Source organism: Sphingomonas sp. BL-S-05, assembly GCF_055521695.1.
The window spans coordinates 1974001-1986743 of the sequence record NZ_CM145499.1 but is presented as its reverse complement, the minus strand read 5'-3'; the positions used below and the strand labels follow the sequence as shown (position 1 = coordinate 1986743).

General features: G+C 66.7%; 9 protein-coding genes. 2 read left to right on the top strand and 7 right to left on the bottom strand.

What is annotated here, in order from left to right; all coding sequences use genetic code 11:
- Positions 1 to 160: 160 nt before the first annotated feature.
- A complete protein-coding gene (gene putA / locus ACZ1JS_RS09280) occupies positions 161 to 3256 on the top strand; it encodes a bifunctional proline dehydrogenase/L-glutamate gamma-semialdehyde dehydrogenase PutA (RefSeq protein WP_465165825.1) in 3096 nt (1031 codons plus the stop codon).
- Here putA and ACZ1JS_RS09275 read toward each other — a convergent pair.
- Positions 3242 to 5044, bottom strand: coding sequence for an aminopeptidase P family protein (locus ACZ1JS_RS09275; RefSeq protein WP_465165824.1), 1803 nt, complete (start codon positions 5042 to 5044; stop codon positions 3242 to 3244). The two genes, putA and ACZ1JS_RS09275, sit on opposite strands and share 15 nt — an antisense overlap.
- Positions 5045 to 5129: 85 nt before the next feature.
- Between ACZ1JS_RS09275 and ACZ1JS_RS09270 the strand changes: the two genes are divergently transcribed.
- Positions 5130 to 7187, top strand: a complete 2058-nt coding sequence (locus tag ACZ1JS_RS09270; protein ID WP_465165823.1) for a S9 family peptidase — start codon at positions 5130 to 5132, stop codon at positions 7185 to 7187.
- Between the two features lie 173 nt (positions 7188 to 7360).
- Here ACZ1JS_RS09270 and ACZ1JS_RS09265 read toward each other — a convergent pair whose 3' ends face one another.
- The 6 genes from ACZ1JS_RS09265 to ACZ1JS_RS09240 form a co-directional block, all read right to left on the bottom strand.
- Entirely contained in the window at positions 7361 to 8419 is a 1059-nt protein-coding gene (locus tag ACZ1JS_RS09265) for a 5-(carboxyamino)imidazole ribonucleotide synthase (RefSeq protein WP_465165822.1), read from the bottom strand.
- Complete coding sequence (gene purE, locus ACZ1JS_RS09260; protein WP_465165821.1) at positions 8416 to 8901, bottom strand: 5-(carboxyamino)imidazole ribonucleotide mutase; 486 nt, start codon at positions 8899 to 8901, stop codon at positions 8416 to 8418. Before purE ends, ACZ1JS_RS09265 begins: the two co-directional genes overlap by 4 nt.
- A 785-nt stretch (positions 8902 to 9686) precedes the next feature.
- Positions 9687 to 10373 carry a 2,3-diphosphoglycerate-dependent phosphoglycerate mutase gene (gene gpmA / locus ACZ1JS_RS09255; RefSeq protein WP_242116654.1) on the bottom strand — a complete coding sequence of 229 codons (687 nt, stop codon included), beginning with the start codon at positions 10371 to 10373 and terminating at the stop codon, positions 9687 to 9689.
- A 36-nt stretch (positions 10374 to 10409) separates the two neighbouring features.
- Positions 10410 to 10865 carry a GNAT family N-acetyltransferase gene (locus ACZ1JS_RS09250; protein ID WP_465165820.1) on the bottom strand — a complete coding sequence of 152 codons (456 nt, stop codon included), beginning with the start codon at positions 10863 to 10865 and terminating at the stop codon, positions 10410 to 10412.
- Positions 10862 to 11974: a M14 family metallopeptidase gene (locus ACZ1JS_RS09245; RefSeq protein WP_465165819.1), complete on the bottom strand. Its 1113-nt coding sequence runs from the start codon at positions 11972 to 11974 to the stop codon at positions 10862 to 10864. The genes ACZ1JS_RS09250 and ACZ1JS_RS09245 overlap by 4 nt, the downstream gene beginning before the upstream one ends.
- Complete coding sequence (locus ACZ1JS_RS09240; protein ID WP_465165818.1) at positions 11971 to 12585, bottom strand: DUF4136 domain-containing protein; 615 nt, start codon at positions 12583 to 12585, stop codon at positions 11971 to 11973. Before ACZ1JS_RS09240 ends, ACZ1JS_RS09245 begins: the two co-directional genes overlap by 4 nt.
- Positions 12586 to 12743 lie beyond the last annotated feature (158 nt).

The window sequence follows — 12743 nt, the reverse complement described above, 5'->3', positions numbered from 1 at the left end:
CGTTCGCAGCGGTCTCGATCAAGCCCGCGGAAACGAGCGTGTGAATATTATCCGGTCCCTTCTCGCATTCCAAGCCGGATCGTCGCCGTAATGGCCAATCATACGAAACACCTTCGCCGCAACTCGGGATATACCGAGGAACCGCCATACGGAGAGACGAATGCCCGCGATCGACTGGGACGCCCTGGACGCCGACAAGTTCACCGACGAAAGCGTCCTGCTGCCGCAATTGCTGGCACAGGTGCCGCTAACCCAATCCGACCGCAGCGAGATCGTCGACAAGGCCGCGAAGCTGGTCGAACGCACCCGCGCGGCCGCCGCCAAGCCCGGCGTAGTCGAAGGCTTCCTGCAGCAATTCTCGCTCGGCACGCAGGAGGGGCTGGCGCTGATGTGCCTTGCCGAAGCACTGCTGCGCACCCCCGATGCCGCGACCCGCGACCGGCTGATCGCCGAAAAGGTCGGCACCGCCGATTGGGCGGCGCATCTCGGCCAATCGTCCAGCCTGTTCGTCAACGCCTCGACCATCGGTCTGACCCTGACCGGCAAGCTGGTCGGCGACGAAGGCCCGGCGGGGATTGGCGAGACGATCCGGCGGCTGGCCGGGCGGCTCGGCGAACCGGTCATCCGCCGCGCGCTGGCCGCTGCCGTCGGCATCATGGGCGACCAGTTCGTGCTGGGTGCCACCATCGAAGCGGCGCTGAAGCGCGCTGCGAAGGAAGGCTATCTTTGCTCGTTCGACATGCTGGGGGAGGGGGCACGGACCCCTGCCGATGCCGATCGCTACGAACATATCTATGCCGCCGCGATCGATGCGGTCGGCAATGCCCGTGCGCCGGGCAGCACTCCCGAACAGGGGCATGGCGTCTCGGTCAAGCTGTCGGCGCTCTGCCCGCGCTACGAAGCGGTGCGCGAGGACGACGTGTTCGCCGACCTCTATCCGCGCATGAAGCGCCTCGCACTGATCGGCGCGCGCCATAATCTCAACCTCGCCATCGATGCCGAGGAGGCCGATCGGCTGGCCTTGTCGCTGAAGCTGATCGACCGGCTGGCGCGCGAGGCGGAACTGGGCGACTGGACCGGCCTCGGCGTCGTCGTGCAGGCCTATGGCAAGCGCGCGCGTGGCGTCATCGACGGGCTGGAGCGGCTGGCGCGCGATACCGGGCGGCGGATCATGGTCCGGCTGGTCAAGGGCGCCTATTGGGACAGCGAGGTCAAGCGTGCGCAGATCGCCGGGCATCCGGGCTATCCGGTGTTCACGTCGAAGGCCGCGACCGACCTGTCCTATCTGGTCTGTGCGCATAAGTTGATCGCCGCCGCGCCCGCCCTTTATCCGCAATTCGCGACGCATAACGCGCACAGCCTGATGGCGGTGCGCCACATGGCGGCGCGCGCCGGCGTCACGATCGAGCATCAGCGGCTGCACGGCATGGGCGAGGGGCTGTATCGCGCCGCGTCAGGAACCGGCGATAACAAGCTGATCCTGCGCGCCTATGCCCCGGTTGGCGGGCATGAGGAACTGCTCCCCTATCTGGTCCGCCGCCTGCTCGAAAACGGCGCGAACAGCAGCTTCGTCAACGCTCTGCTCGACGAGGAAGTGCCTGCCGCCCAACTGGTCGCCGACCCGGTGGCGGCGGTGGCGGCGACCCCGCGTCAACATCCGCGTCTTCCGTCCCCATCCGACATCTATCCCGGCCGTGCCAACGCCCTGGGCCGCGACTATTCGATCGCCTCCGTCCGCGCCCGGGCGGCATCGGTACGTGACACCTTCGCCAACATCCACGCCACCCCCCTGATCGGCGGAAAATCGACCCCCGGCGCCGGTGCGGCACCGATGGTCAGCCCGGTCGATCACAGCCGCACCATCGGCTCGGTAAGTCCCGCAACGCCCAGCGAAATCGACCAGGCGGCAGCACTTGCCCGCACCGCCCAACCCCGCTGGAACGCGCTGGGCGGAACGGGTCGCGGCAAGGTCCTGCGCGCCATGGCCGACGCCCTCGACGCCCAGATGGACCGCTTCATCGCCATCCTCTCGGCCGAAGCCGGCAAGACGCTGAACGACGCCGTCGCCGAAGTCCGCGAGGCGATCGATTTCTGCCGCTATTACGCGCTCTTGGCCGAAACCCGCTTCGCCGGCCCGACCGTGCTGCCCGGCCCTGTGGGCGAAGTGAACCAGATCGAACTCCATGGTCGCGGCGTCTTCGTCTGCATCAGCCCGTGGAATTTCCCGCTCGCGATCTTCACCGGACAGGTCGCCGCCGCACTTGCCGCCGGCAACGCCGTCCTCGCCAAGCCTGCCGAACAAACCCCTCTGATTGCGTACGAAACCGTCGGCCTGTTCCACGCCGCCGGCCTCGATCCCGACTTGCTGGCGCTGCTGCCGGGCGAGGGTAGCGACGTCGGTGCGGCGCTGGTCGCGCATCCGTCGATCGCCGGCGTCGCCTTTACCGGCGGCACCGACACCGCCTGGGCGATCAACCGCAGCCTCGCCAACCGCAACGGCCCGATCCTGCCGTTCATCGCCGAAACCGGCGGTCTGAACGGTCTGTTCGTCGACACCAGCGCGCTGCGCGAACAGGTCGTCGACGACGTCCTCCTGTCGGCCTTCGGTTCGGCCGGACAGCGCTGCTCGGCGCTGCGTCTGCTGTACCTGCCGAAGGATACCGCCGATGCCGTCATCGAGACGCTGGTCGGTGCCGCCGGCTGCATTGTGATCGGCGATCCGTCCGATCCGACGACCGATATCGGCCCGGTGATCGACGCCGATGCGCGGACTGCCTTGAATGCCCATGTCGAACGGCTTGAACGCGAGGCGAAAATCCTCTTCCGCGCCGACGCGCGCGGCTGGGACCGACGCGGAACCTATTTCGCGCCGGTCATCGCCGAAGTGCCGAGCCCCGACTTCCTCGAACGCGAGGTGTTCGGCCCCGTCCTGCACATCTATCGCTACGACCCAGCCGACCTGCCGAACGTCGCGAGCAAGCTGGCGGCGCGCGGCTATGGCCTGACGCTCGGCATCCACAGCCGCATCGACCGGTTTGCCGAGGAAGTCGCGGCGCTGGTCCCGGCGGGCAACGTCTATGTGAACCGCTCAATCATCGGCGCCGTGGTCGGCGTCCAGCCGTTCGGTGGCGAGGGGCTATCGGGCACCGGCCCGAAGGCAGGCGGGCCCGACGCCCTGCTGCGCTATGCCGCCGAACGGTCGACGTCGATCAACATCATGGCGAAGGGCGGCGACCCGGCGCTACTCAACCTGTAACGGCGCGCACTTCGCCGCGACCCACGCCGCTGTCTCCATATCGAGCAGCGGCGTCAGCAGGTCGGCAACGCGGGCGTGATAGGCATCGACCCACGCCCGTTCGCTATCGGTGAGCAGCGCCGGGACGATCAGCGTCCGTTCGATCGGTACGAAGGTCAGCGTCTCGAATCCCAGCATCGGCAGGTCTCCGCCGGGCAAATCGCGCTCGACGACCAGCAACAGATTCTCGATGCGGATGCCGTATTCACCGGCCTTGTAATAGCCCGGCTCGTTCGACAGCATCATGCCCGCACGCAACGGCTCCATCGGCCCGCCGCCCGGATAATTGGGTGCGCCGATCCGTTGCGGTCCTTCATGCACCGACAGAAAGCTGCCGATGCCGTGGCCGGTGCCATGCGCGTAATCGAGCCCGGCCTCCCAGAGCGGCCGCCGCGCGAAGCCGTCGATATGGCCGCCCAACGTGCCGTCGGGGAAGATGGCGGTATCGATGGCGATATGCCCCTTCAGTACGCGGGTGAAGCGGTCGCGCATCTCGTCCGACACCGCCCCGACCGGCATGACGCGGGTGATGTCGGTGGTGCCGTCGACATATTGGCCGCCCGAATCGATCAGATATAGCTGGCCCGGCAGGATCGCCGCGTCGCTCTCCACCGTCGCCTTGTAATGCGGGCTGGCTGCATGCGCCCCGGTCGCGCTGATCGTATCGAACGACAGGTCGCGGAGCAGCCCGGTTTCGGCCCGGATCGCCGCCAGCCGGTCGGATGCCGACAATTCGGTGAGCGTGCCCGAGGGCGCCGTCTCCTCGAACCATTTCAGGAAGCGGACCATCGCCGCGCCGTCACGGGCCTGCGCGGCGGCATGGCCGGCGATCTCGACCGGGTTCTTGATCGCCTTCGCCAGCACGGTCGGGTCGCGTTCGGCGACGATCGTCGCGCCGCCATGGCGCAGCGTATCGTGGATTGCGGCGACTGCGCGGTCGGGATCGGCGGCGACGCGCTTGCCTGCGAACCGGCCGAGCGTGTCCTTGAACGCGTCCATCGGCTGCACGGTCACCGCGTTGCCGAGATGACGGACGACATCGTCGCCGACCTTGCCCGGTGCCGCGAACAACTCGGCGGTACCGTCGGCATGGACGATCGCATAGCTGAGCGCGACCGGGGTATGCGCGACGTCGGTGCCGCGCACGTTGAACGTCCATGCGATCGAATCGAGCGCCGACAGGATCACCGCGTCCGCCCGCCGTTCGGCCAACCATTCGCCGATCGCCGCACGCTTTTCGGCAGAGGTACGGCCGGTCAGCGCGTCGTCCTGCACGCACAGCGGCGCGGGCGAGGGGGCGGGGCGGTCGAGCCACAGCGCATCGATCGGGTTGGCATCGACCGCGATCAGTTCGGCACCGGCATCGGCCAGCGCCGCGCCGGTGGACGCGACCCAGTCGACCGTCGCCAGCCAGGGGTCATAGCCGATCCGGTCGCCGGCCTGCACCGCGCCGCGCAGCCAATCGGTCATCGACGTCGCGGGGACCTGTACGAACTGCCAGTCGGCGCCGTCGACCTGTTCGCGGACCTGCAGCGTATAGCGGCCGTCGGTGAACATCGCCGCCGTATCGCGCAGCACCACCGCGCTGCCCGCCGACCCCTTGAACCCGGTCAGCCATGCCAGCCGCTGTGCATAGTCGCCGACATATTCGCTCATATGTTCGTCGGTCAGCGGTACGACGAACCCGGTGAGGTCCAGCGTGGCGAGATGGGCGCGGAGCGCGGAGAGGCGTTCGTGGTAGTTGGTCATGGCGGCGTCGTTACCAGCCACGACCGCGCGGCAAAAGCACAAGTGAACTCGACTTCCGCTTCGGCTCGCCCCACATGGGCGTCCTATGACCAAGCCCATTCCGCCGATCGCCGAACAACGCACCCACAACTTTGAACGCCATGGCATCGTCGTCGACGACCCATGGGCATGGCTGCGCGACCCGAAGTATCCGAAGGTCGAGGATGAAGCGGTGCTCGCCTATCTGAAGGCGGAGAACGACTATTTCGACGCCGTGATGAAGCCGCACCAGCCGCTGATCGACACGCTGTTCACCGAGATGCGGGCGCGGATCAAGGAAGACGATGCGACCGTCCCGCAGCGTGACGGCGACTGGTGGTACTGGTCCGATTTCGAGACCGGTGGCGAGTATCGCCGCTGGTGGCGCAAGCCGGTGTCGGGCGGGGCGGACGAACTGATCCTCGACGAACCGGCGCTGGCCGAGGGCAAGGAATATTTCCGGCTGGGCGCGCTGTCGGTCAGCCCTGACGGACGGCTGCTCGCCTATGCGATCGACGATGACGGCGGCGAGCGGTTCGAGGCGCGGGTCAAGGACCTGACGACCGGCGAATTGCTGGCCGACGTGATTCCGGGAACGTTGTCGGAACTGGTGTGGACGGCGGATTCAAGCGGGTTCCTCTACGGCCTCGCCAACGAGCAGTGGCGGACCGACAATGCCCGGCTGCACCGCATCGGTACCCCGGTCGAGCAGGATATCGAACTCTATCACGAGGCCGATGAGGGCTGGCGCGTGTCGGTCGGCGAGACCCAGTCGCGGCGGTTCCTCGTCATTTCGGCGGGCGACCACGTCACCAGCGAGGTGCGTCTGGTCCCAGCCGATGATCCGACCGCCGAACCGATCCTGGTCCGCGCACGCGAGGAGCATGTCGAGTACGACGTGGAAGAGCATGACGGCACGCTGTTCATTCACACCAACGACACGCATCCGAACTTCCGCCTTGCGACCGCGCCACTGGAGCGGCCCGACGACTGGCAGGAGCTGATCGCGGCCGATCCGCATTTCTACATGACCGGCGTCACGACCTTCGCGAAGCTGTTCGTGGTCGAGGGGCGGCTCGACGGACTCGATCAGATCCGGTTGCATGACTATGCCGGCGGACCGGCGCGGCCGATCGCGTTCCCGGAGGCGAGCTATGTCGTCGGGCTGGGCGACAATCCCGAATATGACGTCGACACGCTGCGGCTCGGCTATGAATCGATGGTCACGCCGGGCACCGTCTACGACTATGACGTGGCGAGCGGCGAATTGACCGTGCGCAAGGTGCAGACGATCCCGTCCGGCTATGATCCCGCAAAATATGCGACCGAGCGGCTGCACATCACTGCGCGCGACGGGACGGCGATCCCGTGTTCGGTGGTGTATCCGAAGGACTTTCCGCGCGACGGGACGGGCAAGCTCTATCTCTACAGCTACGGCGCGTACGGCTATGCGATCCCGCCGGGGTTCTCGACCAGCCGCATGTCGTTCCTCGACCGGGGCATGGCGTTCGCCATCGCCCATATCCGGGGCGGCGACGATCTGGGCCAGCAATGGTATCTGGACGGGAAGCTGGAGAAGCGGACCAACACCTTCAACGACTTCGTCGATGTGGCGAAGGGGCTGATCGAGCTGGGCTTTACCGACAAGGGCAAGATCGCCATCGCCGGTGGATCGGCGGGCGGCGAGCTGATGGGGGCGGTGATGAACTCCGACCCCGAACTATGGGGCGCGGTGGTGGCGAGCGTGCCGTTCGTCGACGTGTTGAATACCATGCTCGACGACAGCCTGCCGTTGACGCCGGGCGAATGGCCGGAATGGGGCAATCCGATCGAGGACAAGGCGGCGTTCGAGCTGATCCGGTCGTACAGCCCGTACGACAATGTGACCGCGCAAGCCTATCCGCCGGTGTTCATTTCGGGCGGGCTGAACGATCCGCGGGTGACCTATTGGGAGCCGGCCAAGTGGGCGGCGCGACTGCGCGCGACCAAGACCGATGACAATGTGCTGCTGCTCAAGACCAATATGGGCGCGGGCCATGGCGGCAAGTCGGGGCGGTGGGAGAGTCTGCGCGAGGCGGCCGAGGAGATGGCGTTCGTGCTGTGGCAGTTGGGGGTAGACGCCTAAATTCTCCCCGCTCCGCGGGAAGAATCGGGTAGCTGCCTAAAATCCTCCCCGGCACGGGGAGGGGGACCAGCCGCAGGCTGGTGGAGGGGGGTATCCACGGGCGCTGTGCTGCGGGGCAATCCCCCTCCACCACCGCTGCGCGGCGGTCCCCCTCCCCGTGCCGGGGAGGACCTTCAGCGCGTCACCCGCGTCACATGCCCCATCTTTCGGCCGGGGCGGGCTTCGTTCTTGCCATAGAGGTGGAGGTGCGCGCCGGGTTCGGTCAGCAGCGCCTGCCACGCATCGACGTCGTCGCCGATCAGGTTGGTCATCTCGACCCGTTCGGCGATGCGGTCGGTGCCGCCGAGCGGCAGGCCGAGCACGGCGCGGATATGGTTTTCGAACTGCGAGGTCTCGGCCCCCTCGATCGTCCAGTGGCCCGAATTATGGACGCGCGGGGCCATTTCGTTGAACACCGCGCCGTCACGACCGCAGAAGAATTCGAGGGTCAGCACGCCGACATGGTCGAGCGCGTCGGCCACCTTGGTCGCCAGTGCCTCCGCCTCGGCACGCCATGGCTCGATCGAAGGCGCGGGTACGGTCGAGGTGTCGAGGATGCCGTCCTTGTGGACATTGGCCGGCGGCGGATAGAGGGCGACCGTGCCGTCGATGCCGCGCGCGAGGACGACCGAAAACTCCTGGTCGAATTCGACGAATGCCTCGAGGATCGCGGGACCGCCGCCGATCGCGAGCCATGCCGCGCTGGCATCGTCGGCCGACAGCAGCCGCGCCTGCCCCTTGCCATCATAGCCGAAGCGGGTGGTCTTCAGCACCGCCGGGCAGCCGACGCTGCGGATCGCATCGTCCAGCGCGGCGCGGTCGGGCACCTCGGCCCAGCGCGCCGGGCGCCCGCCTAGGGCCTCGACGAAGCGTTTTTCGCGGACGCGGTCCTGCGCGACGGCGAGCGAGCGGGCGGAGGGGCGGACCTTGTCGCCCAGCGCCTCGATCGGGGCGGCGGCGATATTCTCGAACTCATAGGTCACGACGTCGACCTGCCGCGCGAAGGCGCGCAGCGCGTCGATATCGTCATAGTCGCCGCGGCTATGCGCGAAGGCGATGTCGTTGGCCGGGCCGCTGTCGGGCGCGTAGACATGGATGCGGTAGCCGAGCTGCGCGGCGGCCACGCCGATCATCCGGCCGAGCTGGCCCGATCCGATGATGCCGATGGTCGATCCGGGGGGCAGCGGGGTCATTGCGGGTCGACCGCCACGCTATCGGTCTGCGCGGTGCGCCATGCATCGAGCCGGTCGGCCAGCGCATCGTCATGCGTCGCGAGGATCGAGGCGGCGAGCAGGCCGGCGTTGATCGCCCCCGCCTTGCCGATCGCCAGCGTGCCGACCGGTACGCCGCCGGGCATCTGCACGATCGACAGCAGGCTATCCATGCCCTTCAGCGCGTGCGATTCGACCGGGACGCCCAGCACGGGAAGGCGGGTCATCGACGCGACCATGCCGGGCAGATGGGCGGCACCGCCGGCCCCGGCGATCACGACCTTCAGCCCGCGTGCCACCGCATTGGTGGCATAATCGACGAGGCGGGCGGGGGTGCGATGCGCCGACACGACCTTGGTTTCATGGGGTATGCCGAGCCTGGTCAGGGTTTCGGCGGCGTGGCGCATCGTCTCCCAATCGGAAGTGCTGCCCATGATGATGCCGACCAATGGTGCGTCGTTCATTGTCTGCCCGTACCGCGTGGGGGAGGGCGCTGCTTAGGGAAGGGGTCGAAACAGGGCAAGCGCAAGGATGCCGTACGGGCATATTCAGTCGGCAAAGTTCACGAAGTTCACACTAGTGGCGAGTTTGTCGCGTCGGCGCGGGGAAGGCCAAAGTTCACGAAGTTCACATTAGTGGCGCTTTGTCGCATCGGCGCGGGCGAGGCCAAAGTTCACGAAGTTCACATTAGTGGCGCCTTGTCGCGTCGGCGCGTTCCCGGCCAAAGTTCACGAAGTTCACACTCGTGCGCGGTTTGCGTGACGGGCGGGGCGGCGGTGTCAAAGAGCGCGGGCCGGGTGCGGGGCCGGTGGGGAGTTTGGCGGGGGTGGGGCGTGTAGGAAAGGGGTTTGTGTTCGGCCGCTTGCACCTCACCCAAGATGCTGACCCATCCCCTTCCCGTTTGCTTCGAGCTTGTCGAGAACCGTAGTCGAGAAGGGGCTGCCGCAAACGGGGCGTTCTCGACGAGGGACAGGTCGGATTGTCCCCCGGACAATCCTGAACCATGCGGGGCATGGTTCACCTGTCCCTCTTCTCGACTTCGCTCGAAGCTGCTCGAACCGAACGGAAGGAAGAAAATGAAGGGCGATCTGGCGGAAAGACTTCCGCTTGAAATCCGTTCGTCCTGCGTAGCCGCTGAGCTTGTCGAAGCGGCGTATCGAAGGACCGCCACGGGGAGGTGCTTCGATACGGGTCCTTGGCAGGCTCAGCCCCTACTGAGCGCGAACGGAGGGCCTTAGTTCACATTAGCTTACCGCTCGCTGAGATAATAGCGATCGGTCGGCGTCAGGTCGTCGGCCAGTTCGTACACGATCGGCTGACCGGTCGGGATTTCGAGGCCGGTGATCTCATCATCGGGAATGCCCGAGAGATGCTTGACCAGCGCGCGCAGCGAGTTGCCGTGGGCCGAGATCAGGACGCGCTTACCGGCCTTGAGTTCAGGCGCGATGCGGCTTTCCCAATAGGGGAGGACGCGGTCGATCGTGTCCTTCAGGCTTTCGGTCTGCGGGATGGCGATCCCGGCATAGCGGCGGTCGGCCGACAGGTCCCACGGGCTGTCGGCTTCGGGAAGGGGCGGCGGCACGTCGAAGCTGCGGCGCCAGATCTTGACCTGTTCGTCGCCATGCTTGGCGGCCGTCTCCGCCTTGTCGAGGCCGGTCAGGCCGCCATAGTGACGCTCGTTCAGGCGCCAGTCCTTTTCGACCGGCAGCCACAACCGGCCCATCGCCTCCAGCGCGAGGTTCAGCGTCTTGATCGCGCGCGTTTGATAGCTGGTGAAGCAGAGGTCGAAATCATGCCCCTTTTCAGCGAGCAACTCGCCCGCCGCCTTGGCCTCGCCCTCGCCCTTCTCGGTCAGGTTGACGTCCCACCAGCCGGTGAAGCGGTTTTCGAGGTTCCAGGCCGACTGGCCGTGGCGGATCAGGACGAGCGTGGGCATGAAACCTCCGTTGCTGTGGTTGTGCGTGCGCCTAGCTCAAAGTGGGCGGGAGAGGAACCGGTTGAAGTCGGTCGCGACATAGTCGCCGAACGGCGCGCAGGGAACGAAGCCGTTGCGGGCATATAGGCGGTGCGCGGCGTCGAACATCGGACCGGTTCCGGTTTCGAGCAGGAGCCGGTTGATGCCGGCGGCGCGGGCGATAGTAATGATGTGGTCAAGGATCGCCTGTGCCACGCCGCGCCCCCGTGCGGCCGGATCGGTCCGCATCGATTTGATCTCTCCATCGCCCGTTCCCAGCGTGCGTAACGCTCCGCAGCCGAGCAGCGTGTCGCTATCCCATGCGGTGAAGAAAGCGATGTCGGGCGCCCCAAGACCGGACAGATCGAGCGCATAGACGCTGTCCGGCGGCGACGATGCGTGCATGTCGGCGAGGTGCGCCGTCAGCAGTGCCGCCGTCGCCGGATGGTCGAGCCCGCCGTTGCGAACGATCACCGGGTGAAGTCCGCCAGCACCTCCAGCCAGCTATGCGCCAGCCGCTTCGACCGTTCGGGCGACCAGCCATATTCGGGATCGGGATTGGGGTCGTGATCCTTGAACGGCATTTCCAGCGTCATGCAGAGCGCGCCGAACCGGTTGGCAAGCTGGTTAGTCGACATGGCAAGATTCGCCTGCCCCGCCGCCGCGATCGGATAGCCGAGCTTCGTCTGGAATTCGGGCGTCGCCGCCGCCCATGCCGCGCCGAAGCTGGTGAAGCGGGCGCCGTGTTCGTCGGTCCAGTTGGGAATGCCTTCGTACCCGGCGATGAAGTTGGCGGGGATGGCTTCGTCGCCATGGACGTCGATGGCGATGTCGACCCCGGTTTCGTCCATGCGGTCGCGCACGCACAGCACTTCGGGGCTGCGTTCCGGCGACGGGGCATGCCATTCGCGGTTGAGGTTCACGCCGGCAGCGTTGGTGCGCAGATGGCCGCGATAGGAGCCGTCGGGGTTCATGTTGGGGACGCAGTGGAAGGTCATGCGCTCCCGCAAATCGGCGGCGACCAACTCGGACGGGTCGGTCAGCCGTTCGAGCAGCCCCTCCATGAACCATTCGCACATCGATTCGCCGGGATGCTGCCGGGCATAGGCCCAGACCTGCAACGGCCCGGTGCCCAGCGTCAGATAGTCGATGGCGCGCCCGTCGAGGCTCTGGCCGAGTTCGCGGTGGGTAACGCCGGGGCGAGCGGCGATGCGGGCGATCAGGTCGTCGTGGCGATCCATGGTATAGGGGGCGAAATAGGCGAACCAGGCGAGTTCGCTGTCGATCGTCGCCGTGAAGGTCAGCACGCCATCGGCATAGTCGGTGTCGACCTGTCGCCATGTCGCGCGGTCGGTGCTCATGCGGGTGCGATAGCCAGGCCAGCCAAAGGCATAGGCCGATCCGCCGGCGTTGAGGATGCGGAAGGTCAGCGTCCTTCCGCGCGCACCGGCGACGCGGAAGTGAAACCATTGGTAGAAGTCGGACAGGTGGTCGGCGACGATCTCGAGGTCGATCACGTCGCCCTGAATGGCGACCACACGGATATTGCCGCTGTCGAACGCGGCGTTGACGATGATGCTCATTTCACCGTCGTAGTGATTCCCGACTCGCCTGGGAAGTTGCGGAACATGGCGTCGGCCAGACGATCCGCCTGAAATACCGGCTGCGCGCCGGGGGTGTTTTCGAGCGAATCAGTAATGGCGCGCGCTTCCCAGATGGTGGTGCCGTCGCTGCGGCGGCGAATCTGGACCATCATCTCGGTCCCGATCACTTCGCGCTGGCCACCGCCGATGCCGAAGCCGACCCCGCCGCCAAGACCCACGCCGCCACCGCGCCAGCCACCGCCGCCGCCGCCCGCGCCGACCCCGATCGAGACCGGCGGGCGCTTCTCGACGAAACCACGGGTGGCGCGGGTGAAGCCGACCGCGACGATCAGATCGGAAGGAGCGGTACCGGCGCGGACGAAGCCGAGCTTTTCCATCTCGCGCCCGACGGCATTGGCATAATTCTGGAATTCCGGGCTGATCGACCCGTTGGTCGACAGCGGTTCGAGCGAGAAGCTGCCTCGGGCGACCGGCTGGTTGAGGTGGAAGCGGGTGACGTCGACGGGGCGGACGCGCGACCCGGTGGTGGTACAGCCCGACGCCAACATTGCGCCCATGGCCATCAACCCGAATCTGAACGCATTGTTCATGCGACTCACCTTGTCTACGACACGCCTGATTGTTGCATAGCGCAACGCGCATCGACGGTGTTCGGGTTCATTGCGCTGGTGTTTCGATTGCGAACGCCGTTCCGCTCTTGACGAAAGGCGCGGTCGGCGATAGCTGGACGCCTCTTTTCCGGCCGTGC